This window comes from Hyphomonas neptunium ATCC 15444 (genome assembly GCF_000013025.1).
Taxonomy (GTDB): domain Bacteria; phylum Pseudomonadota; class Alphaproteobacteria; order Caulobacterales; family Hyphomonadaceae; genus Hyphomonas; species Hyphomonas neptunia.
The window spans coordinates 2,062,430-2,085,705 of sequence record NC_008358.1 but is presented as its reverse complement, the minus strand read 5'-3'; the positions used below and the strand labels follow the sequence as shown (position 1 = coordinate 2,085,705).

General features: G+C 61.9%; 22 protein-coding genes and 1 tRNA gene. 18 read left to right on the top strand and 5 right to left on the bottom strand.

Going from position 1 to position 23,276, the window contains the following annotated elements:
* Positions 1–7: 7 nt before the first annotated feature.
* From HNE_RS09945 to hflX, 5 genes are all read left to right on the top strand, one after another.
* Positions 8–1,393: a sigma-54-dependent transcriptional regulator gene (locus tag HNE_RS09945; RefSeq protein ID WP_011647008.1), complete on the top strand. Its 1,386-nt coding sequence runs from the start codon at positions 8–10 to the stop codon at positions 1,391–1,393.
* 24 nt (positions 1,394–1,417) lie between these two features.
* On the top strand, positions 1,418–2,791 hold the full coding sequence (gene trkA / locus HNE_RS09940) for a Trk system potassium transporter TrkA (RefSeq protein ID WP_011647007.1): 1,374 nt from the start codon (positions 1,418–1,420) through the stop codon (positions 2,789–2,791).
* A 3-nt stretch (positions 2,792–2,794) separates the two neighbouring features.
* Entirely contained in the window at positions 2,795–4,201 is a 1,407-nt protein-coding gene (locus tag HNE_RS09935; RefSeq protein WP_011647006.1) for a potassium transporter TrkG, read from the top strand.
* Positions 4,202–4,277: 76 nt separating this feature from the next.
* Entirely contained in the window at positions 4,278–4,526 is a 249-nt protein-coding gene (gene hfq, locus HNE_RS09930) for an RNA chaperone Hfq (RefSeq protein WP_011647005.1), read from the top strand.
* 7 nt (positions 4,527–4,533) lie between these two features.
* Positions 4,534–5,862 (top strand): GTPase HflX, encoded by a 1,329-nt coding sequence (gene hflX / locus HNE_RS09925; protein ID WP_011647004.1) that lies wholly within the window; start codon positions 4,534–4,536, stop codon positions 5,860–5,862.
* Between the two features lie 13 nt (positions 5,863–5,875).
* On the opposite strand, the gene mazG is transcribed toward hflX, so the two are convergent.
* Positions 5,876–6,703, bottom strand: a complete 828-nt coding sequence (gene mazG, locus HNE_RS09920; RefSeq protein WP_011647003.1) for a nucleoside triphosphate pyrophosphohydrolase — start codon at positions 6,701–6,703, stop codon at positions 5,876–5,878.
* Positions 6,704–6,857: 154 nt separating this feature from the next.
* Between mazG and HNE_RS09915 the strand changes: the two genes are divergently transcribed.
* The 12 genes from HNE_RS09915 (at position 6,858) to maiA (ending at position 18,166) form a co-directional block, all read left to right on the top strand.
* A complete protein-coding gene (locus HNE_RS09915) occupies positions 6,858–7,730 on the top strand; it encodes a 2-dehydro-3-deoxygalactonokinase (protein ID WP_011647002.1) in 873 nt (290 codons plus the stop codon).
* A gap of 36 nt (positions 7,731–7,766) precedes the next feature.
* A complete protein-coding gene (locus tag HNE_RS09910; RefSeq protein WP_011647001.1) occupies positions 7,767–8,657 on the top strand; it encodes an SMP-30/gluconolactonase/LRE family protein in 891 nt (296 codons plus the stop codon).
* A 143-nt stretch (positions 8,658–8,800) separates the two neighbouring features.
* Positions 8,801–9,019, top strand: a complete 219-nt coding sequence (gene secE, locus HNE_RS09905) for a preprotein translocase subunit SecE (RefSeq protein ID WP_011647000.1) — start codon at positions 8,801–8,803, stop codon at positions 9,017–9,019.
* Between the two features lie 44 nt (positions 9,020–9,063).
* Positions 9,064–9,606: a transcription termination/antitermination protein NusG gene (gene nusG / locus HNE_RS09900; protein ID WP_011646999.1), complete on the top strand. Its 543-nt coding sequence runs from the start codon at positions 9,064–9,066 to the stop codon at positions 9,604–9,606.
* Between the two features lie 84 nt (positions 9,607–9,690).
* Positions 9,691–9,767: transfer RNA gene (locus HNE_RS09895), tRNA-His, on the top strand.
* A gap of 557 nt (positions 9,768–10,324) precedes the next feature.
* Positions 10,325–11,488, top strand: a complete 1,164-nt coding sequence (locus HNE_RS09890) for an OmpA family protein (protein ID WP_011646998.1) — start codon at positions 10,325–10,327, stop codon at positions 11,486–11,488.
* Between the two features lie 112 nt (positions 11,489–11,600).
* Entirely contained in the window at positions 11,601–12,860 is a 1,260-nt protein-coding gene (locus tag HNE_RS09885; RefSeq protein WP_035592433.1) for a hydrolase, read from the top strand.
* Entirely contained in the window at positions 12,861–13,901 is a 1,041-nt protein-coding gene (locus HNE_RS09880; RefSeq protein ID WP_011646996.1) for an arginine N-succinyltransferase, read from the top strand.
* A complete protein-coding gene (gene astD / locus HNE_RS09875) occupies positions 13,901–15,355 on the top strand; it encodes a succinylglutamate-semialdehyde dehydrogenase (RefSeq protein ID WP_011646995.1) in 1,455 nt (484 codons plus the stop codon). The genes HNE_RS09880 and astD overlap by 1 nt, the downstream gene beginning before the upstream one ends.
* Positions 15,356–15,366: 11 nt before the next feature.
* Positions 15,367–16,200, top strand: a complete 834-nt coding sequence (locus HNE_RS09870) for a class I SAM-dependent methyltransferase (protein ID WP_011646994.1) — start codon at positions 15,367–15,369, stop codon at positions 16,198–16,200.
* The gene (locus HNE_RS09865; protein WP_011646993.1) at positions 16,197–17,519 is read left to right on the top strand and encodes an N-succinylarginine dihydrolase; all 1,323 of its coding nucleotides are present in this window, start codon (positions 16,197–16,199) and stop codon (positions 17,517–17,519) included. Before HNE_RS09870 ends, HNE_RS09865 begins: the two co-directional genes overlap by 4 nt.
* A complete protein-coding gene (gene maiA, locus HNE_RS09860) occupies positions 17,516–18,166 on the top strand; it encodes a maleylacetoacetate isomerase (RefSeq protein ID WP_011646992.1) in 651 nt (216 codons plus the stop codon). Before HNE_RS09865 ends, maiA begins: the two co-directional genes overlap by 4 nt.
* Positions 18,167–18,175: 9 nt before the next feature.
* Here maiA and HNE_RS09855 read toward each other — a convergent pair whose 3' ends face one another.
* The 3 genes from HNE_RS09855 to HNE_RS09845 are packed head-to-tail and all read right to left on the bottom strand — an operon-like array spanning position 18,176 to position 20,294.
* A complete protein-coding gene (locus HNE_RS09855) occupies positions 18,176–18,904 on the bottom strand; it encodes a hypothetical protein (protein WP_011646991.1) in 729 nt (242 codons plus the stop codon).
* A 15-nt stretch (positions 18,905–18,919) separates the two neighbouring features.
* Positions 18,920–19,291 (bottom strand): DUF6285 domain-containing protein, encoded by a 372-nt coding sequence (locus HNE_RS09850; protein ID WP_011646990.1) that lies wholly within the window; start codon positions 19,289–19,291, stop codon positions 18,920–18,922.
* Positions 19,284–20,294, bottom strand: a complete 1,011-nt coding sequence (locus HNE_RS09845; protein ID WP_011646989.1) for a phosphotransferase family protein — start codon at positions 20,292–20,294, stop codon at positions 19,284–19,286. The genes HNE_RS09850 and HNE_RS09845 overlap by 8 nt, the downstream gene beginning before the upstream one ends.
* Positions 20,295–20,373: 79 nt before the next feature.
* Here HNE_RS09845 and HNE_RS09840 point away from each other — a divergent pair, with 79 nt between their 5' ends.
* The gene (locus HNE_RS09840) at positions 20,374–21,087 is read left to right on the top strand and encodes a DUF502 domain-containing protein (protein WP_011646988.1); all 714 of its coding nucleotides are present in this window, start codon (positions 20,374–20,376) and stop codon (positions 21,085–21,087) included.
* Positions 21,088–21,092: 5 nt separating this feature from the next.
* On the opposite strand, the gene recG is transcribed toward HNE_RS09840, so the two are convergent.
* Positions 21,093–23,171, bottom strand: a complete 2,079-nt coding sequence (gene recG, locus HNE_RS09835; protein WP_011646987.1) for an ATP-dependent DNA helicase RecG — start codon at positions 23,169–23,171, stop codon at positions 21,093–21,095.
* Positions 23,172–23,276: the final 105 nt, after the last annotated feature.

The following is a 23,276-nucleotide window of genomic DNA, read 5'->3' as shown; positions in this document are numbered from 1 at the left end:
GTAGCGCATGGCACTCGACATCCTGGTAGTGGACGATGAGCCTGACATCCGTGAGCTGATGGCAGGTGTCCTCGGCGACGAAGGTTATGCTGTCCGTACCGCAGACACCGCCGAGCGCGCGCTGGAGGAAGTCCGCTCGCGCACGCCCCGTCTCGTGATCCTCGACGTGTGGCTGCAGGGCAGCGGCATGGATGGTCTCTCGCTCCTGAAATATCTCAAGTCGATTGACCCGATCCTTCCGGTGATCGTCATCAGCGGGCACGGCAATATCGAAACGGCCATCGCCGCCATCCGGCGCGGGGCATTCGATTTTATCGAAAAGCCGATCAAGGCAGATCGCCTGATGCTGGTTGTGGAGCGCGCCATCGAAGCGGCCGCGCTGCGCTATGAGAATGCCGCGCTGCGCAATCGCACGGGCGATGAGGAGCGCTGGATCGGCAACAGCCAGGCCGCCGCTGCCCTGCGCGCGTCGCTGGACAAGGTCGCGCCGACCAATTCGCGCGTCCTCATCACTGGCCCCGCTGGCGTCGGCAAGGAGCTCGCCGCCCGTCTTATTCACAAGAACTCCAGCCGCGCCGATGGCCCGTTTGTCGTCGTCAATGCCGCTACCATTGCGCCCGATCAGATGGAGATTGCCCTTTTCGGAGAGGAAGATCAGACCGGGCGGACCGTGCGCGTCGGCCTGTTCGAGCGCGCGCATACCGGCACGCTGCTGCTCGACGAAGTCGCCGACATGCCCATCGGCACGCAGAACAAGATCCTTCGCGTGCTGACAGAGCAGCGCTTTCAGCGCGTCGGCGGGCGGTCCGATGTCAGTGTAGATGTCCGCGTCATGGCGGCCACCACCAAAGACCTCAAAGCGGAGATCGACGCCGGAAATTTCCGCGAAGACCTCTATTACCGCCTCAGTGTCGTGCCGCTGCGCGTGCCCTCGCTGTCCGAGCGCCGGGACGACATTGTCGAGCTCGCCAACTATTTCTGCGAACGCATCGCCGAGACCTCCGGCCTCACCTATCGCAGTTTCACGACCGAGGCCCTGGCCGTGCTCCAGTCGATGGAGTGGCCGGGAAATATCCGCCAGCTTCGCAATATGGTCGAGCGCATCCTGATCCTCTCGCCGGCGGATTCGCCCCGTCCGATCAGCGTGGATGAGCTGCCGCGCGATCAGGGCCGGGGGCCGTCGCCCGCGGCAAAAGCGGGCTCTGCCGAGCTGGTGGGCCTCTCCCTGCGTGACGCCCGCGAGCAGTTCGAGCGGGAATATCTTACCCTGCAGATCACCCGTTTTAACGGAAACATCTCGCGGACGGCCGAGTTCATCGGTATGGAGCGCTCAGCACTGCACCGAAAATTAAAGGCTTTGGGAATATCCACGGGCGTTCGTCACGATACCTGAGCCAGACGCTGAAGGCATGAAGATATGCACGTTCTGATCTGCGGCGCCGGGCGGGTGGGGCAGGGCATTGCCCGCCGCCTCGCACGGGAAAAGCACGAGATTACCATCATTGATGAGAGCCCGGACCTTGTGGACCAGGTATCCATCGATCTGGATGTCCGCGGGGTCGTCGGGCATGCAGCCCACCCGGACGTGCTCAAGCGCGCGCGGGCGGCCGACTGCGAAATGATCATCGCCGTCACGCATTTTGACGAGATCAACATGGTGATCTGCCAGATCGCTCACACATTGTTCTCGGTGCCCTTCAAGATCGCCCGTGTCAGGGACCGGTCTTATCTGGAGCCCGCCTGGAAGAATATCTTCTCCCGCGAAGGCCTACCCATCGACATGGTCATCTCCCCGGAGGCTGAGGTCGGCGACGCCATCCTCCAGCGCTTCCGCACGCCGGGCACGATCATGAGCGCCAACTTCGCCGGCGGGCACGTAAAGCTGCTCGGCTTTGAACTGCGTGCTGACAATCCGCTGATTGATGTCGCCGTCGACCAGATCAAAGGTCTGTTCCCGGATCTTTCCGCCCGTATCATCGGCATCGGCCGGGGCGACTCGATCCATGCGCCGCGCGGCAAGGACGTCCTCAAGCCTGGTGACCGCGCCTATGTCGCCGTCCTCGACGCGCATGCCAGCCGTCTCACCTCCATCTTCAACACCGAGCAGAGCCGGCTCGATCACGTCGTCATCGTCGGCGGCGGCAATGTTGGCCTTCATGTTGCCAAGATGCTGGAGCGCGAAAGCCATATCCGCGTCCGTCTGATCGAGCGCGACCCCGAGCGTGCCAACAAGGCAGTCGCCGCCGTCAAGCGCTCGATCGTCATTCAGGGCGATGGTCTGAACCCGGACATTCTGGCCGAAGGCGGCGTGGACCGCGCAGATTTCATCATCGCCATCACCGATGATGACAAGGCCAACCTCCTGATCAGCAACCTAGCCAAGCGGGCTGGCGCGAAACGCGCGCTCGCCCTGATCAATTCGCCCGAGCTCGCCGGCCTTGCGTCCGACATGCGCGTAGACACGGTGCTCGACCCACGCGCCCTCACGGTCTCGCAGATCCTCATGCGCATGCGCCGGGGCCGCATCCTCAGCCTGCAATCGCTGGAAGACGGGATGGCGGAAGTCGCCGAAGGCGTCACGCTCGAAACCTCCTCCCTCATCGGCAAGCCGCTTGGTTATGACGATCTGCCTGAGGGGATGACCGCTGCCGCCGTTGTGCGCGGCAATCAGGTGATCATGGCCGATGATGACGTCACGGTTCGTCCGGAAGATCACCTCATCCTGTTCTATGAGGCGGAAATGGTGCGCGCGGTCGAGAAGTTCTTCCGGGTGAACCCGGACTACTTCTGAGCCATGAACTACGCGTCGGTCATCCGTGTTCTGGCTTTGCTGATGCTGATCCTGGCGGGCTGCGCGGCTTCGGCGGCGCTGCTCGCCTGGGCGCTTGGTGAAACGCCCCAGATCATTTCCTTTGGCGCGACCGCTCTGGGTATCTCGGTATTCGCGTCCAGCGTCCTGCTGCTGGCGCCCAAGCCTCGCCGCCGCGCGCGGCCGTCCGACGCGTTGGCGGTCACGCTGATGTGGTGGTTCCTGTCGCCTGCGGCTGCGGCGATGCCGTTCGTGTTCGGTGTCGCGAACAATTCGGTCTCCGTGGCCCTGTTCGAGGCGGCGTCCTGCCTCACCACAACCGGTCATTCCATTCTCGACTTTCCGGATGGGGCCTGGCCGGTCAGCCTGCTTTATTGGCGCGGCCTGTTGCATCTTCTGGGAACCTACGCGGCCGTCATCATGGCAGCCGGCGTATTCGCGGCAATCAATCTCGGTGGTCCGGGTGTTCATCGCACGGTCCTCTTCACGGTGCCCGATGCCAGCTATTTTGACGCCATGCCCCGCATCTATACCGGCGTCGGCATCATGCTGGGCATCACCATCAGCTTCATCCTGATCCTGCTCCTTATGGCCGGCGTGCCGCCCGTCCGCGCACTAGCGGATGCGGTGAGTGTCATTTCGACGGGCCTTGTCCTGCCCGATGCGGAGACCTTCCTGCCGGTAAACCCGGTCGCCGGTATGATCATGGCGTTTGGTCTTGCCATCGGCGCGCTGGGCCTGGCCGTATGGCTGCCCCTGCGCATTGGCGCCGTCAAAACGGCCATAACTGATCCGGAAACGGTGGTTTTCATCCTGTTGATGGTGATCTTTGCCGCCGCGGTGATCCCGGTTGGCATTTCCCTTCAGGATGCTTTGGGCTGGTCACTATCCAGCCTGTCCACATCAGGCATCCCACTGTCGGCGGCGGCGCGGGAGCAGCAGATTCCCCTGACCATCGCCGTCCTTCCGGCCCTGATTGGTGGCTCAGCATTGTCAGCGGCTGGGGGCATCAAGATCGCCCGCTTCATAGTCCTGGGTCAGCGCGCGGGCCAGGAATTCCGCCAGCTTGGCTATCGCCGCTCGATCCTCAGTTTCCGGTTTCGTGACCGCGAGCTCGACGAGCGCAGTGTCATCGGCGTCTGGGTCTATTTCATTGTGTATGCCGGGGCGGTCTTTTCGGTCATCACGGCCTTCGCTTTTTTCGAGGTGCCGTTTGAGGATTCGATTCGCCTCTCGATCGGGGCGCTGACGAGTTCGGGCGGGCTGATCGGGCAGGCTACGGATAATCTGGGTCCGGCGGGCCAGATACTGCTCAGTATTGCCATGGTTTTGGGCAGGGTTGAAATTCTGACCGTGCTTCCGGCCCTTTCCCTCAGCTTCTGGCGGGGGTAAAGGGGGAACGCCCTTGCGCAGGGGAAGCAATTTCATTAGCTGCGCAGGATAAATAACAAAACAAGAAAGAAAAAAGATGTCCGCCGATAAGAAGCAGAACCTCCAGGACACATTCCTCAATGCAGTCCGCAAATCGCGTACGCCGCTCACCGTCTTCCTCGTAAACGGCGTCAAACTTCAGGGTGTTGTCACCTGGTTTGACAACTTCTGTATCCTGCTTCGGGGCGACGGGCGCCCGCCGCAACTGGTGTACAAGCACGCAATCTCCACCATTGCGCCAAGCGCGCCTGTCCAGCTCTTCGACGAGGAAATGGGCGGAGACTGATTCCGAATTGACCGAAAAACTGATTGACCGCCTTCCGGCGCCGGAAATTGCCGGCGTCGTGATCCCGTGGTTCACGCCGAGAGATCGGCCGGGCCCGGACCGTTTGTCCGAAACGGCCGGCCTCGTCGAGGCTTTGGGGTGTGAACTCGGTTTCATCCGCCCTGACCATGTCCGCCAGGTAAACTCTTCCTTCCTTCTGTCGGGCGGCCTGCTCGACCGGATGGCGGAAGATATTGAGCAGACCAACGCAACGCTGGCGGTGATCGACGCTTCGCTCACGCCGGTCCAGCAGCGCAACCTCGAAAAACGCCTCGGCGTGAAGGTCATCGACCGGACCGGGCTGATCCTCGAAATCTTCGGCCTGCGCGCGCGGACCAAAGAGGGGCGGCTTCAGGTCGAACTTGCGCGCCTCTTGTATGAGCGCTCGCGCCTTGTGCGCACATGGACCCACCTTGAACGCCAGCGCGGCGGCGGCGGGTTCCTCTCCGGTCCCGGCGAAAGCCAGCTGGAAGCAGACCGCCGGATGCTGGACGACAAGATCGTCCGCCTGCGCCGTGATCTCGATGACGTCAAACGCACCCGCGAAGTGCAGCGGCAGGGCCGCCGGCGCAGTGGCAAGCCTGTGGTGGCGCTCGTGGGCTATACCAACTCCGGCAAGTCCACCCTGTTCAACCGGCTCACCGGCTCTGACGTGTTCGCCAAGGATATGCCCTTCGCCACGCTCGATCCCACCATCCGCCGGCTCGACCTGCCGACGCTGGGCGAAGCCGCACTTATCGACACGGTCGGTTTCATCACAGACCTGCCAACGCACCTGATCGACAGCTTCCAGGCCACGCTGGAAGAGTCGCTGCAGGCAGACCTCCTCATCCATGTCCGCGACCGCGCAAGTGCGTCGGATATGGAGCAGGCGGAAGATGTCGCGCTGGTGCTGGAACGTCTGGAGAAAGAGTCCGGTCTTCCATTGCCGCCGATGATCGAAGCCTGGAACAAGATGGACGCCCTCGCGCCGGAACGCGCCGAGTCGCTCACGGGCCTCGCCGCCATCACGGATGATCCGCCCGCCGCTGCCGTTTCGGCATTGACCGGGGAAGGGGTGGATGCCCTGCTGGCGCTGATCGAAAAATCCCTCCTCCGGGGACGGACAGAAATCAGCCTCACCCTGGGCCCCGCAGACGGCAAAGCCCGCGCCTGGCTCCACCAGAACGGCGAAGTCCTCACCGAAACCCAACGCGAGGATGGCCAGACGGACCTCACCCTGCGCCTCTCCACCGAACGCCTCGGCCAATTCCGCGGCGAATTCCCGGAGCAGGCGGCGGGTGTGTCGATACTCTGAAGAGGGCTTGGTTTTAGCCCCGCTCCGCCTTCTTCACCGCCTGCCAGTACGCTTCCTGCTCATCCAGACTGAGCGACGCAAACGCCACGCCCGCGTCCGCCGCCGCTGTCTCCATCGCCCGGAACCGCCGCTCAAACTTGCCGTTCGCCCGCCGCAGTGCCTGCTCAGGATCAACCGACAGCCGCCGCGCAAGGTTGGCCGCCACGAACAGCAGGTCGCCAATCTCGTCCTCAATGGCGTCAGCGTCTCCGCTCGCGATAGCTTCCTTCACCTCAGCGGTCTCTTCTTCCAGCTTGTCGAAGATGTGCGCCGCCTCGGTCCAGTCAAAGCCTGTCCGCGCGGCCCGCTTCTGAAGCTTCTCGGCGCGCAGCAGGGCAGGCAGGGAGAGCGCCACGCCGTCCAGCGCGCTGGGGGCGGCCGCCGTCTTCCCCTTCGCGGCCCGCTCGGCCGCTTTCATCTCTTCCCACGCCACGGTCTGCCCATCGGCGTCTCGCCCGTCTGCGGCCTCGAACACATGCGGATGGCGGCGAATCATCTTGGTGTTGATGGCGTGGACAACATCCGCCAGCGCAAATGCGCCAGCTTCTTCGGCCATCCGGCTGTGAAAGATCACCTGGAACAGCAGATCGCCCAGTTCCTCGCGCAGGTCGCCCATATCCCCGCGCTCAATTGCATCGGCGACCTCATAGGATTCCTCGATCGTGTAGGGGGCTATCGTCGCGAAGGTCTGCTCCAGATCCCACGGGCAGCCTGTCTGCGGCGTTCTCAGCCGAGCCATGATGTCGATCAGTGTCAGCAGCGCCTCTGCGGCGCCAGCAGGCTTGGAATCGGGTGAGGACATGCGCTACGCTCCGCCTTGATCTTGGCCTCCGTGTTTAGGCTCCCGCGCCGGTGCAGCAAGAGCAATAGGTCATCTTGCAGCTTGCGCCCGATCAAACGCTGGCCCACACCGGAGCCTTGAGATCAGATGCGTCGGTCATCGGGAAGCAATTGAGATGAAAGACAGCCTCGCGCTGATTGGCCTGGATTGGTCCGGCTCCCGGCTTTCTGCCTGGGCGTATGATGGCGAGGGAGAGATTCTTTCTTCCGCCACCCTGCATGAACCTGAGCGTGTGCCCCCTGCCGAATATGTTTCGCGGCTGCGGTTTCATGTCACCGAGTGGCTCGGCGCGTGGCCGGAGGTGCCGGTCATTGTGTCCGGGGATGTCGGTATTCTGTCCCAAAATGTCCCGAATTTGTCATTGCCTGTCCTGCTTTCGGCGCTGCCGGGTCATCTCATGTCACGCGATGGCATTTGGATTGTACCGTGGATACGCCAGCTCTCGCCGCCCGACCTTTCAGGCGGATCAGAGACAATTCTCGCAGGATTGGGCGAAGATCACGCCGCCGTCTGCATCGCCGGCCGCCACACCCGCCACTACGATCTGGAGCACGGCAGAATCGTCAGCCTCTCCACGGAAATCACCTCGGAACTCCGCGATCTTCTGCTGACGGCAGGCTCCTTGTCGCTGAAGGATGGCCCGGCCCAGACGTTCGATCCGCGCGTCTTCCGCGAATGGGTCGAGCGGGCGCTGGATACCGACGATACCCCGCCCGTCTACTCGGTCGAAGCCGCCGTGTTCACCGGCCTGCTGGACCCCGCCAACAAGGCTGCCGCCATTGCAGGCCTCCTGATCGGTACGGATGTCGCCGCCCATTACGATCCGGGTGATGAGGTGCTGCTGGTCGCCGATGGCCCCCTGCGGGAAGCCTACGGTCTCGCATTCGACGCGCTCGGCGCCGATGTTGATGAAATCTCCGCCATTGAAGCGCTGCAGGACGGGTTGTTTGAACTCGCTGACCTTGCAGGCCTGCTCGGCGAGGATTAATCCGCCAATCCTGTCCACAACTCTGGTATTGCCGCCATGATCCTCTCCCCCGAATGCGTTGCCCCGACTGGCTGTATGCAGGGTGAGGCGCCCCTTTGGAGCCCGTCTGAGGGTTTCCTTTGGTGGGTGGATGTCCGCCGGGCAAAGCTGCACCGATACAATCCCAAGACCGGCAATACCCGCCGATACGATTTGCCCGTAAAGGCGAGCAGCCTGGCGCTCTATGGCGGCCACCTGTTGATGGCGGCAGACCGGGAGATCGGCTTCTTCGATCCCGCGAATGAGGCCTATGAGCGCCTGTCCATTCTGCCGGATGAGCCAGGCTCCAATCGGACCAGCGATGGCGGTGTTGCCCCGGATGGGTCTTTCTGGTTCGGCACCATGGATGATGCCGAGCGCGATCCGAGCGGCGTCTACTATCGCTACGGGGAAGACAAGTCGGTCACCTTGCTGCGCCTGCCATCGGTATTGGTCACCAAGACCCTGCAATTCTCGCCGGACGGCCGCACCTTCTACACCTGCGATACGGCCGAGGCCGAAATTCTCGCCTTTGATGTGCACCCGGAAACGGGCGCCTTGTCCGGGCGGCGCACCTTTGCCTCGACCTATGATCTGGGCGGATTGCCCTACGGCTCGACGGTGGACAGCGAAGGCGGCCTCTGGGTCTGCCTGCATGGCGCCTCCCGCGTCGTCCGCTACGCGCCCGACGGTACGCTCGACAAGACGATCATCCTCGCAGCGCCTTTGCCAACGGGCTGCGCCATCGGTGGTCAGGACATGCGGACCTTGTTCATCACAACGGCGCGCACGGGGCTCAGTTTCCCGCAACTGGATGCCCGCCCGCTGTCGGGAAGCCTGTTTGCGGTGGAGGTGGATGTTCCCGGCTTGGCGCCAAGAGCATTCGGAAAGCGCGAAACTGACCGATGAAGGGCAGGGCAGGGCTTGTTTCCCCGGCCAACTCACCGCACATCTGCAGCCAGTGGGGGCCTCTTAGCCAGGCTCCATGCATATTTGCCGTGGACGCGGGCGCCCAAAAGGGCTAATCGCCCGCCTTTCAAGTGAGTGGTGACATGGCCGTTAAGGACCAGAAGGAAAAGAAGAAGCGGATTGGACCGGTTACATTTCTGCGCCAGGTGCGCGCGGAAGGTAACAAGGTGACATGGACGTCGCGTCAGGAAACCATCCAGGCGACGATTTTCGTGCTCATCATGTCTTTCCTGATCGCAATATTCCTTTTCCTGACCGACACGGTCATAACCATTTTTGTGAATTTCGTGCGCGGCGCCTGATGGCTGTCGTGACGCCAACAGTCATTCCGGAGCGCGATCGCCCCATGTCCGATGCCAAGTGGTACATTGTCCACGCCTATTCCAACTTCGAAAAGAAGGTGGCCGCCACGATCCGCGAACAAGCGGAACGTAAGGGGCTCCTGCATCTGATCGAAGAGATCGAAGTGCCGACTGAAGAAGTCGTCGAAGTCGCTCGCGGCAAGAAGAAAACGGTCGAGAAGCGATTCTTCCCCGGCTACGTTCTGATGAAGGCGCAGCTGACCGACGACATCTACCACCTTGTGAAAGACACGCCGAAAGTCTCCGGCTTCCTTGGCGCTGAAGGTGGCAAGAAGCCTCTGCCGGTGCGCCAGCGCGAAGTGGACCGGATTTTGGGCAAATCGGTCGACCCGACCGCCGAGCGTCCGCGTCCGAAGGTCAGCTTCGAAATCGGCGAACAGGTTCAGGTCAACGATGGTCCGTTCCAGGGCTTTGAAGGCGCTGTCGAGGAAATCGATGAAGCCAATGGCCGCCTGAAGGTTACGGTCTCGATCTTTGGTCGTGGCACACCGGTTGACCTTGAATTCGATCAGGTTGTGAAAATCTGATCTCTTTTCGGCAGGGCGGGGGCTTCACCTCCCCGCTCGCCGCTTGAAACCCTTTGCCGGTGGATGTATGTCGCCGGAACAGATGCCGCCTTAGCTCAGTTGGTTAGAGCGCTGGTTTGTGGAACCAGAGGTCCTCCGTTCAAGCCGGAGAGGCGGTACCATCTCTCCCTCACCAGAATTGCCCGCCCTCTAGCGCCATTGATGGCGTCATTCCGGCATTTATGACGCGCAATCGGTATCGCCTTTGGGTTGTAATCCGGCGGTGTGCAAGATGACCTTCCCGTAAGCTCTCTCCAGCGCCATCCGGTGGCCAGACTCGGGACCTGGAACCGGTGTCTATTTTCAGCGTTGTTGAAACGATGAGTGATTCGTCGCGGCATCAAGCTTTTGGAAACCAAGGCCGTGTTTTGGCGCGTAGCCTGTGGAATTCAGTAGAAAAACGTAAAAAAGTGTATTCTGCCTGGAACCAATGATCGGTCACGGGCGTTTGATGATTGCTGTTCAACACACGTTCATAATGCGGTGTTTTATGGCCTTCGGGACCTGTTGCAAAAGGGTCTCGGTGACTAGGAATTTCCACTGCAAACGGGGTCATTTGAATGAATAATGCTCGCGGACGGCGGAAAAAACGTTTAACACCAAAGCATGCGGTTAATACCCGCTATGAACCTGCGGCCGAGGGCAATCCCGTCATTCGGCACACAAAAGGGGATTGAGTATGAAGAAAACTCTGTTGTGCGCGACCGCCGCGGCCGCTCTTGCGACTGTTGGCGCGACTGCGCACGCCGAAGACGGCTGGTATGGTCGCGCTGACGCGCAGTACACCTTCGACGGCATTCTGGATCACGACGGCGCGACTGACGTCAACGGCACGATCGCTGGTGATTCGTCGGCGACTGAAAACGGCGGCCTTGGTATCGGTCTTGGCTACGGCTTTGCAAACGGCCTGCGCCTCGAAACCGTTCTCGGCAATCGCAATGGCGGCATTGACGTCCCGACTGCAATCAATGGCGTGCTTCCCGGCACGGCAAATGCTTCGGGCCATGTCAGCGTCACTGACCTGATGGTCAACGGCCTTTACGACTTCAACAAAGGCGGCACGATCGTCCCTTACATCGGTCTCGGTGTTGGTGGCGCACGGGTTGATGCAAAAGCATCGAACCGCGTTCTCGTTGATGGCGACGATTCCCACGCGCTGAACGGCTTCTCCGACAAAGCAACCGGCATTGCCTACCAGGGCCTGCTCGGCGTCGGCTTCAAGCTGAGCGAGCGTCTCACCATGGACGTTGGCTACAAGTACTTCACCGTTGAAGATCTCGACTTCGCCGGTAAGCACGGTGGCCCAGGCTACGACGCGAACTATCAGGATCACTCGGCAACTCTGGGTCTGCGTTATTCCTTCGCAGCTCCTCCGGCGCCGCCTCCGCCACCACCACCGCCGCCGCCTCCGCCACCACCTCCGCCGCCACCACCGCCACCTCCGCCGCCTCCGCCTGAAGAGACGACGCCTCCGCTGGCTCAGCAGTGTTCTGCTCTCAGCCAAGAGTTCGTTGTTTACTTCGAGTGGGATCGCTCGGACGTGACGAGCCAGGCTGCGGCCGTTATCGATCAGGCTGTTGCCAACATCCGTTCGGTTGAAGGTTGTGCTGCTGGTTCGGTGACGATCGTTGGTCACACCGATACCTCGGGTAACCCCGACTACAACCAGCGTCTGTCGGTTCGCCGCGCTGACGTGGTTGCAGCTGCTCTCTCCGAGCGCGGTATTGCCAACACGCTGATCACCCAAGACGGTAAAGGCGAGACCGCCCTGGCGAAAGCCACGCAGGATGGTGTTCGCGAGCCTCTGAACCGTCGTTCGGAAGTTACGATCATCGTTCAGTAACGGCGATTGATACCCTTAAGGAAACGGCCCGGCGAAAGCTGGGCCGTTTTTTGTTTTCGTGGGGTAAGGGCGAAGGCTTGCCGGGTGGCTTCAGCTGTGAAACCAAGGGGCTATGAACCAACTCAGCTCTCTTACCCGCGAAGATGAGGCCGCTCGCGAGCGTCTTGCCGCGGCCGCAACGGATATGGTCACGCGCGCGCATGGCTGGTCCTCCATCAACACCGGCAGTTACAATATCGATGGCCTGAAGACGCTGGCCCCCAAGCTGGCGGATGCATTCTCGGCGCTTGAGGCCGACGTCAACCTGGTCGAAGGCCCCGGCTTTGAAACGGTCGGCGCTGATGGCCGGACGTCCGAAATGCACACCGGCCCGATCATCCAGGTCCAGTCGCGCCCCTCCGCGCCGATCCAGGTGGTTATGTCCGGCCACTATGACACCGTCTTTCCGCCGGGCACGTTCGAGACCATCCGGGATCTTGGCAATGGCCAGATCAACGGGCCGGGAATGGCCGACATGAAGGGAGGGCTGAGCCTGATGCTCGAAGCCCTCAAGGCATTCGAAGCTGGTCCGCTCAAGGATCGCCTCGGCTACCGGATCGTCATGACGCCGGATGAGGAAATCGGAAACTTTGCAAGCGCCGGCGCTCTCACGGAAGCTGCCCGTTCCGGCGCGCACATCGGCATGACCTATGAGCCCGCAATGGAGACGGGCGCCATGTCTGGCGGGCGCAAGGGCTCTGCCGTGTTCGACATCGTGCTCCATGGCCGCGCCGCCCATGCCGGCCGTGCAAAAGAAGAAGGCCGCAGCGCTATCGAGGCGGCCGCTGAGCTGGTGGTCGGCCTGGAAGGGCTGAACGGTCAGCGCGACGGCGTCACGTTCAATGTCGGTGCAATCGAAGGCGGCGGACCGGTCAATATCGTGCCGGATCTGGCAGTTGTGCGGTTCGGTGCCCGTGCGCCCGATGCGGAGGCCTCAGCCTGGGCAACCCAGCAGGTCGGCCGCCTCTTTGAACGCGCAACGGCGCGCAACGGCATTCACGGCCATCTGCATGGCGGCTTTTATCGCCCACCCAAGCCTCGCAATACGGCGCAGCAGGCCCTGTTTGACGCGGTCCACGCAACCGGCTGCGCGATCGGCCTGGACCTGGAATTCGTCGATACGGGCGGGGTCTGTGAAGGCAACAATATTTTCGCGGCCGGGGTTCCGAATGTGGATACGCTCGGCGTGCGCGGTGGCCGGATTCACTCAAATGAGGAGTTCGTCATCGTCGACAGTTTTGTGGAGCGCGCGACGCTCTCGGCGTTGATCCTCAACCGGCTGGCGGACGGCCGGATGGATGGGAAGCGCATCAAGGACCTGATGGGGCGCTGAATGACAACCGAATATGTGATGCGTCCTTCAAGGCTCGATGATCTCGAGGCCCTGATGGGGCTGGCGGAATTGTCCGGCCCTGGATTTACCAGCTTGCCGGTCGATGAGCCCATCCTGATGGAGCGGCTCGAAAAATCCGAGCGGGCATTTCATGGACGGCAGCAGAATCTTCAGTACGGAAAGTATCTGATGATGATGGAGCATGTGCCCACCGGCAAGGTGGTTGGCTGCTCCGCCGTGAAAGCCGGCACCGGGATTGATCAGCCCTTCTTCAACTATCGCATCATCACACTGGCGCAGGCGAGCCATGCGGCAGGAAACCTCCGCTTTGATATGGACGCGCTTATCCTGACGAATGAATATGTCGGCTACACGGAAGTCGGCACATTGTTTCTCAAGCCGGATCACCGGGGAGGGGGCGCGGGCCGCCTCGCCGCGCAATCACGGTATCTTCTGATGGCGGCTGCCCCGGAGCGCTTCAGCGACCGCGTACTGGCCGAACTTCGCGGCGTGGTGGATGATACCGGCGAGTCGCCCTTCTGGGAGTGTCTGGGCCGGCACTTCTTCCGGATGGACTTCGCCGAGGCTGACCGCCTTTCGGCGACGACCGACAACCAGTTCATCGTCGACCTGATGCCGCGCTACCCGGTCTATGTTGACCTGCTCCCGCCAGAGGCGCGCGAAGTCATCGGTCGGTGCCATTCTGAAGGCGTTGGCGCCTACAAGCTGCTGCAGTGGGAAGGCTTCGAGTTCGACCGGACGGTCGACATCTTTGATGGCGGTCCGCTGGTCGCGGCCCAGAGGCGTCATATCCGCACGATCCAGGAAAGCCGCGTTGTTACGGTAGAGGCCGGCGAGGTAGAAGGCGACAAGGATGCGCGCCAGGGTATGCTGTCGAGCAACCGTCTGCCGGATTTCCGTGTCTGTCTCGGAAAATTTGTGCGACGGGGCGACAGCGGTTTGGTGGCGTCTGCGGAAATCCTTGAAGCATTGCGGCTGAAACCTGGCATGCCGGCAAGGATCTGGGTACGGAGTAAGTAATGTCTGATGGTGTCTATATCGATGTAAAATGGCATGTCGGCGGCGGCGCGTCATTTGCGAAGAACTGTCCGGCGACGGGCGAAGTCAGCTGGCAGGGCGGCTCTGCAAATGCAGAAGATGTAAAGGCCGCTGTTGCCTCCGCCCAAGCTGCATTCTCCGGCTGGGCCAGAACGCCTGTTGCGGAACGCATCTCGATCCTCGAGCGGTACGCGGAGGAACTGGGAAAGCGCGCCGGGGAAATCGCCGAAGCCATCAGCCGGGATATGGGAAAGGCGCTGTGGGACTCTCAGGCAGAAGCGGCCACGATGAAGGCCAAGATTGCCGTATCTGTGGCCGCTTTGAAAGAACGTGCCGGCGAGCGTGATGAGCCCGCGGCGTTCGGGCAGTCCCGTCTCACACACCGGCCCCATGGCGTAATGGCCGTGTTCGGACCATTCAACTTTCCTGGCCATTTGCCCAATGGTCATATCGTTCCGGCGCTGTTGGCGGGAAACACCTGCGTTTTCAAGCCCTCCGAATTGGCGCCGTCCGTCGCCCGCCTGATGGCAGATGCGTTCGAGGCCGCCGGTCTGCCGCCAGGATGTCTCAATATTGTTCACGGCGGCCGCGATACGGGTGCAGCGCTCATCGATCAGCCCATCAATGGGCTTTTGTTTACGGGCTCTGCGGCGACGGGCGTGTTTTTTCATAAGCACTTCGCAGGCCGTCCAGAGGTGATCCTTGCCCTTGAAATGGGTGGCAACAATCCTTTGATTGTCTGGGAGCCTGCAGATGTTGACGCGGCAGCCGACATCGCGGCCCAGTCTGCCTATCTGACGACAGGGCAACGCTGTTCCTGTGCGCGCCGGTTGATCCTTCCCAATGGCGCATTCGGTGACAAGGTATTGGAGGCAATTATAGCGCGGGCCAAAGGCATTGAGGTGGGCGCCTGGGACGAGCCCGGCATCTTCATGGGGCCACTGGTGTCTCACACCGCCGCCTCGCAGGCCGTGGCGTTCTATGAGATGCTGCTTTCCAAGGGCGCCGCTTCATTGCTTCCGCTGGAGGCTGGACCGCAGGGCACCGGCTTTGTGTCTCCGGGCGTTGTAGATGTAACCGAAGCGCGGGATGTTCCGGATGAAGAACTGTTCGGTCCGCTCATACAGATTGTCCGTGTGGCGAGTTTTGACGAGGCGATAGCGCGGGCAAACGCATCCAGATACGGCCTGTCCGGCGGGCTTGTAAGTGACGATGACGCGCTATGGGCCCGTGCTTACAGCGAAATGCGGGCGGGTATTCTGAACAGGAACCGGCCAACGGCTGGCGCAAGTGGCGCCATGCCATTTGGCGGTCCGGGCTTGTCGGGAAACTTCCGTCCGGGAGCGTATTATGCGGCGGATTACTGCGCCTGGCCGCAAGCCAGCCAGCTGGCGCCGAAAGCTGCGCGGATGACGGCGCCGGGTTTCCCGTCCTGAGGAAAGAAAAAATGGATAACACCTCGCAGATTGAATACTGGAACGGCCCTGCCGGACAGAAATGGGTGCGTGACGCCGACAGAATGGATGTCATGCTGGCGCCCTTTGTGGATGCGATCATTGCATCGGTTCTGCCCAGTCCCGGCCAGTCTGTGATGGACATCGGCTGTGGCGCAGGCGCTTTATCGCTGAATTTGGCCGGCAGCGCTGTAAATGTCTCGGTGACGGGTGTGGATGTGTCTGCGCCGCTGGTCGAACTTGCAAAGCAGAGATCTGCTGCTGTCAGTGCGGGGATCGAATTTATCGTCGCCGACGCAGCCGTCTGGAGACCGAAAGAGCCGGTTGATCTTGTTATTTCCCGCTTCGGGGTGATGTTCTTTGCAGACCCAGTCGCGGCCTTTGCCAACATCCGGGCCAGCGTGAAGCCGAAGGGCCGTCTGCGTTTTGCCTGCTGGCGTCCATTGCAGGAGAACGCCTGGGCGCTGACGCCGTTGCAGGCCGCCATGCATCTTCTTACAACACCTCCAGCGCCCCCTCCACCCGGCACGCCCGGCCCCTTCGCTTTTGGGGATGCCGATTATGTAAACCGTGTGCTGATGGATAGCGGCTGGAGAAACATCACAGTCACGCCATGGGATGGTGACCTGGCATTGCCCGGAACAACAGCTGAAGAGAGCGCTGCATTCATGCTTGAGATGGGCCCTTTGTCGCGCGCAATGGGCGAGCAGGGGATTGATCCGGAAACGGTCAAGGGCGTTATTGTCGCCAAGCTCCAGGAGTTGGCTGGCGAGGATGGCCGTGTTCGCTTGAAGGCGGCAGCATGGATCGTTGAGGCTGAAGCATGAGGGATGCTGTTGAGGTCAATTTCGATGGGTTGATCGGTCCGAGCCATAATTATGGGGGCCTGTCGGATGGCAACCTTGCGAGTTCAAGGAATGCCGGTGATGTGTCCAATCCCCGAGAAGCGGCCGTGCAGGGGCTGGAGAAGATGCGCTTCCTTGTTCGAGCGGGGCTGGCTCAGGGCGTGCTGCCGCCGTTGCCGCGGCCGAATTTCGACATCCTTGTTTCGGCAGGTTTCACAGGAACTGACGCGAACATTATCGAGGCGGCTGGAAAGCAAGCGCCCCGCCTTCTGAAGGCTGCCTATTCTGCCAGCAGCATGTGGACCGCGAATGCAGCAACCGTTTCGCCCTCGGCAGACACGGGAGATGGCCTGCTGCATTTCACGGCGGCCAATCTCTCAACCATGTTGCACCGCAGCCTGGAACATCCTGATACGACAACAACTTTGATCTCCATATTTGCAGGCGATCACAGATTTTCAGTTCATGGGGCATTGCCGTCCCATCCGGACTTTTCTGATGAAGGCGCGGCCAATCATGTCCGTCTGTGTGCAGAACACGGCGCGCAGGGCGTGGAGCTGTTTGTGTACGGCCGCGATGCGGGGGAGCCGACGGCCGGGTTTCCGGCGCGCCAGACACGCCTGGCAGCTGAATCTGTTGCGCGGGCACATGAACTTGATCCCACGCGCACCGTATTCGCGCGTCAATCCAGGCGCGCTATCGAAGCCGGCGCATTTCACAACGACGTCGTTTGTGTTGGCGCGCTCGATACCCTGTTCTTCCATGAGGCTGCGTTTGAAGATACTGCCGCCACTCTGGAGGCCCTTCGCCGCGCTGCGGACGGTCTGTTCGACCTGAAGCCCGTGATGGTTCCGCAAGCGGATGTTCCGCTGGAGGACGCAATCCGGTCCTACCTTTTCAATTCCCAGCTTCTCCAGTTTCCGGGCGAAGACCGGCTGGTACTTGTTGCGCCGCTTGAGGCGCAGGAAACAGAAACGGCCCGGCGCTTCTGCGATCAGATGGTTGCGGGTAACGGGCCGATCGGCCGGGTGCAATATGTGGATGTGCGCCAGTCGATGCGAAATGGCGGCGGGCCTGCCTGCCTGCGGCTACGGGTTGTGATGACGCCAGACGAATTGGCCGAATGCCACTCCGGCGTGCTGCTGGATGAGGAGCTGATCGACGAATTGCAGGCCGCCGTGCGCCGCACCTATCGGGACCGTCTGTCTCCGGCAGATCTCGCTGATCCGGCCTTTGCAGATGAATGCCGCCTGGCGCGCGAAGAACTGTTGTCCATTCTGGAACTGGAGGATCTCGTGTGATCCGGCTTTATGATTATTGGCGGTCATCCGCCGCTTACCGCGTCCGCATCGCGCTCAATCTGAAGGGCGCCGATTACAGCCTGGTCCCAATCAATATTCTGAGCGGAGTAGATGAACAGCTCACGGATGAATACCGCCGGCTGAACCCTCAGATGCGGGTGCCGTCAATTGAGGTCGATGGGCGCATGGCGGGCCAATCGATGGCTATTCTGGAATGGATTGAAGAGAGCCTGCCGGGACCGGCTTTGCTGCCTGCCGATCCCTGGGCACGCCTTCAGGCGCGGGCCTTTGCTGACATTATCGCCTGCGACATTCACCCGCTCAACAATCTCAGCCCGCTTGCCTATCTGCGCCAGGAGTTTGGCGCGGACGATGCGGCGGTTTCCCGTTGGTATGCAGAGTGGATTGTCAGAGGTTTCCGCGCTCTGGAGGAGATGGCGCAGGCATCGGCCGGCCGGGATTTCCTGTTCGGAGATACACCGGGAATCGCCGAAATCGCACTCATCCCACAGATGGCAAATGCGCGCCGGTTCAAGGTTGATCTGGCGCCCTTCCTAAGGCTTGTGGCCGTGGATGCGGCGTGCCAGGCGCTTGAACCGTTCAAGCGCGCGGCGCCGGAAAACCAGCCCTCCGCGAAGCCAGCTTAACCTGGCGCTCTAGTCCGTTTGGCCAGGGCGGCGGATGTCGATGATCTCGACTTCTTCCAGATCGCCCAGCGGCTCTGCCAGTTTCGGCGCGCTGCCGTCGAGCCATTCGGCAAAGCCATCGAGCACCGCCTCGCCCGCCGGGCCTTCCTCGTCGATGACCCATTCGCCATCGGTGCGTTTGATCGCAACGGGCGCTGCGCAGACTTCTCCTGCGCCAAACCGGTCAGAGCAGACGCTCGCCGGGTTTACGCCCGGTGCGAAAGCCGTTTCCTGATCCTCCAGCAACAGCACGCCGCCAAATCGGGCGCGCACCATGGCGTCCGCATTGATGACCGGCACCGCGCTGGCAGGCAGGGGCTGATTGGTGGCGATGACGAAGGCGCGGCCATTATTACTGGTTTCGAGATATTCCTGCAGCGCGCTGGCGGCGTCTTCGGCAAAGTCCAGTGCGCGGAGTTTGGGGGCGTAGACGGGGCCGATGGAGCTGAGAGCTGCGACGAAATCCTCTGGATTGCGGCGGGTGTCGGCGGTGAGCTGAACAACATCAATCGCCCAGCCGTCTTCCCATACGGCCGCGGGCTGCTCGGTGGGTTTTGCATCCCAGCTTTCGACCAGCGCGTAGTCATAAGGATCAAGCGGGATGGGCTCTGGTTCCGGCTTGGATGTGATCATCCACGCGGCTACGCCGCCCGCAATCAGCACCGCTGCGCCCATACCCATCAGAACAAACTTATTCATCGCTACCCTCGCAACTTAGCGGGCAGCGGTCCGAAGTCCCGAATAGCCCGGCTGGTCGACAGACAATTGGTCAATTGTGGTCGATTTTAGGTGGGTCAACAGGCCCGGCGTCGCCAGGTCAACCCGCTTGGACCGGATTTCCTCACACAGTGCCCGGTTCAAGAGGCTGACATCTGTCTCTTTCGAGTTCAGAAGCGCCTGCAAGCGCTCGCGCTCTCTTGCTTCGGCGGCAGGGCGCTGCTCCATTTCGCGCAGCACGGTGGCGAGCGCATTGGACGCCACGCGGGCATGGAAGGCGGCATGGCCTTGCAGCTGGACCATCGCGGTCTTGTCGAGGAAGGATTTTACCGCTTCGATCAGTTCCTTGGCGGAGGGGGCGTCATGCATGGCGTCCAAGTCCCTCGAACAGGTTGATGAGATCAATCTCGTTTTCTGACACCCGCCGGCCGATGGCCGCACGCTCGACGCTTGGGTCGGCGCCGGTCTTGAAGGCGCCGTACATGGTCATGCACATGACGCCCCATTTCAGGCTGCCCATGATTTCCCACCAGTCGATGTCGGCCGGGCGGTAACGGGCGCCGCCAGCGCCAGCGTAGGCATCAAGCAACTCGTCGAGCTGGCCAAAGCCGCCAACGCGATTCTCGGTCTGCCCGAAACGCCAGGAGTTGACGCAGAGCCAGGCGATGTCTTCGCGCGGATCGCCGATATGGGCGAGTTCCCAGTCGAGCACGGCGCCGAGGCCGTTCTCGTCCACAATGAGGTTGCCGAGCCGGAAATCGCCGTGCACCAGCACCGGCTCGGCAGGCTCGGGCTCGTTTTCCTTCAGCCAGGCAAAGGCGAGTTCAAAGACCGGGCGCGGCAGATCAAACTCGCGGTAAACGGCCTCGTACTTGTCGATCTGATTGCGCCCGAGGCTCGTGGGCAGGTCGGGCAGCCCTTTGAGCGGCACCGAATGGATGCCGGCGAGCGCTTCGCCACAATCTTTCGTCAGCCTGGCGCGCGCGGTTTCGTATTCGGCATCCCGCAGGATCTTGCGGCCAAGGGTTTCCCCCTCGATCCGCTTCATGATGAACGCTTCGCCCAGGGTGCTTCCGGGCGCCGAGACATAGCGCACGCCTGGCACTCGCACACCGGCCTTGTCGGTGGCGCCCAGAAGGGCGGCTTCAGTGGCAAGGGTGACGGCTTCAGACGCGCGGGGCGTGGCCAAACCCCCCGGCGCGCGGCGGAGAATCAGCGCTTCGCTTTTCTCTCCTGCGTCCACTTCAAACGCCCATGTCTCCTGGCTTGCGCCGCCTGAAAGGCGCCGCAAGCCGGCAACGGCGGCGCCTGCGCCATAATGCGCGGTGGCCCAATCACTGAGGGCCTTTTCTATATCGGTTACGGTTCCCATCTTCGCCACAATTACGCGGAAGAAGGTGCGCGCCAAGCGGTAACGCTGAGGAAGGCCGCAGCGTCATAGGGTCAGATTCATGTCAGAGAATGAAAAGCCGGATTATGGCATCGTAGAAGTCCAGCCTCCCGCCAAGCAGGGACTGCTGGCCTGGCTGCGTGCGCGGTTTGTGGCCGGCATGCTGATCGCCTTGCCGATTGTCGCGACATTCGTGATTCTGGAATTCCTGATCAACCTGATCGACAGCCGCGTTGTGCCGTTGCTGCCGCCGAGTCTGCGGCCAGAAACCTATCTCGATTACGCCGTGCCGGGCTTTGGACTGATCATCCTGATCCTGTTCCTGACACTGGTAGGCGCGGTTGCCACAAATTTCCTCGGCAAATTCTTTGTCGATCTGACAGACCGGGTCCTGACACGTGTTCCCGTCGTGCGGTCGGTCTACTCGGTGTTCAAGCAGATCCGCGATGTTTTCCAGAACAATACGGCGGGTCAGTACAAAGAAGTCGCGATGGTTGAATATCCACGCGAGGGAAGCTGGGTCATCGGATTTGTAGCAGGACCGATCAAGGGCGAGATGCGCCAGAGGCTGGGTGAGAATTTCATCGGTATCTTTGTGCCGACGACACCCAACCCGACATCCGGATTCCTCCTCTACGTCGCCGAAGCCAAGATCGTGCGTCTGGACATGAGCGTTGAGGAAGGCGCGAAGATCATCTTCTCTGGTGGCCTTGTGGTTCCGGACTATCCGTTACCCGGCCAGCCTCTTGCGCCGAACTCGAACCCCGCCAAATAGCGGCTTCACGAGCCGGTTTCGGCGCCCTGCACCACGCGCGGCGTCAACAGTTCCCGCGCTATGCGCAGCGATTGCCAACGCTCACCCTTGCGGTCCGGGTCGCCTGTCAGAACGGCTTCGGCATCCTTGCGGGCGATTTCCAGAAGCGCGGCGTGTTTTGCCAGATCAATGATCCGGTAGTCGGTCATGCCCGCTTGCCGAACCCCCAGAACGTCGCCAGCGCCGCGCAGGCGGAAGTCGGCTTCGGCGATCTCGAAACCGTCTTCGGTGCGGCGCAAGGTGTCGAGCCGCTCCCGCGCCGTGTCCCCTAGAGGCGGGCGGTAGAGCAGCAGGCAGAAGGAGGGCTTGTCGCCCCGGCCCACGCGTCCGCGCAACTGGTGGAGCTGGGCCAGGCCGAAGCCTTCGGCGCGTTCGATCACCATGATGGTGGCTTCAGGCACATCGACGCCAACTTCGATGACCGTGGTGGCAACCAGGATGCGTGTGCGCCCGGTGCGGAAGTCTTCCAGCGCGGCGTCCTTTTCGGAGGCTTTCAGGCGGCCATGTACCAGGCCCGCCTTCACATGCAGCTCTTCTTCCAGGGCGGCATGGCGCACGACGGCTGAGGAATCGTCGTCCTCGATATCCACGCGCGGGCAGACCCAGAACGCCCGCTCGCCGCGCTTCAAGGCGCGGCCGATGGCTTCGATCACATCTTCCAGCCGCGTATCGGGCACGGCGCGGGTTTCGACCGGTTTCCGGCCCGGCGGTTTCTCGTCGAGGATCGACACATCCAGATCGCCGTGAACCGCCTGCGCCAGCGTGCGCGGAATGGGCGTGGCGCTCATCACCAGCATGTGCGGGTTTTCTGATTTGCCTGCGAGCTTCATCCGGTCTGACACGCCGAACCGGTGCTGCTCGTCCACGATGATGAGGCCCAGATTCCGGAAGTTCACCGCCTCCTGAAAGAGGGCGTGCGTGCCTGCCACGATCTGGATCGACCCGTCGGCGAGGCCCATCAGCGTGGCTTCGCGGGCGCTGCCCCGGTCGCGGCCAGAGAGTGCGGCCACAGTGTAGCCAAGCGGCGAAAGCAAGGCGTCGAGCGTGTCATATTGCTGGCGGGCCAGCACTTCGGTGGGCGCCATGAAAGCGGATTGAAAACCCGCTGCGGCGGCCTCAACCGCGGCAAAGGCGGCCACCAGTGTCTTGCCCGCGCCCACATCGCCTTGCAGCAAACGGCGCATCGGATAGCCGCGCGCAACGTCCGAGCTGATGTCGGCCGCCGCCCGCATCTGGGCGCCCGTGGGGCGATAGGGCAACGCGTCGATCAGGCGGTTCACGGCGCTGGGCGGGGCCTTGATGATAGGTGCCGGGCGCTGGCGCCGCGCGGCTTGGGCAAGGGCGAAAGCCGATTCGCGGGCGAGGGCTTCGTCATAGGCGAGCCGTTCCCGCGCCAGGGCGAAGCGGTCTTCGTCATAGACCTTCGGATCATGCTGCCAGCTGAGCGCTTCCTTGAAAGCGGGCCAGCCTTTCTGGGCGACAAGATGCGGATCTGCCCATTCCGGCAAATCATCGGGCACGAGGCTCAAGGCCTGCAAGGCGAGGGTATGGACCCGGCGGTTGGTGAGGCCGGCACTCAAGCTGTAAATCGGCTCTACGGCTGGAGGGGCTTCCCCCTTGGCAGGGTCGACCACGAAGTCGGGATGGGTAATCTGGCGCTCGCCGCGATATTCCTCCACCCGGCCCGAGACGATGCGGGTGGCCCCGATCGGAAACTGGGACTTCATCCAGCGCGGGTCGGCGCGGAAATAGGAGAGCGTCAGAAATCCCGTAGAATCAACAAGTTGGACGCGGTGCGGGGAGCGGTCATTGAAGGGCTGGTGATAGGCGTGCACCTCGCCTTTCACGGTGACGACTTCACCAGGCACGGTTTCGTCAAAGTTTGCCCGCACGCGCCGGTCCAGCCAGCGGTCAGGCAGGTGGAGCACGAGGTCCCATACCGTTGTCCCGCCCACCAGCTTCTGCAGCAGGGGCGTCATTTTGGGGCCGACGCCGGTAAGCGTCTCAAGGCCGGCAAACAGCGGAAAGAGTCGCTCGTCTCGCATCGTGGGGCGAGTTTAGGCGGCGCGGGCGCGCGGAACAATCTGCTGCGTTTCAATTGCCTTCGGGGCCTGCCGAACCTAGTTGAATAGCGCCGGGCCAATCCCGTG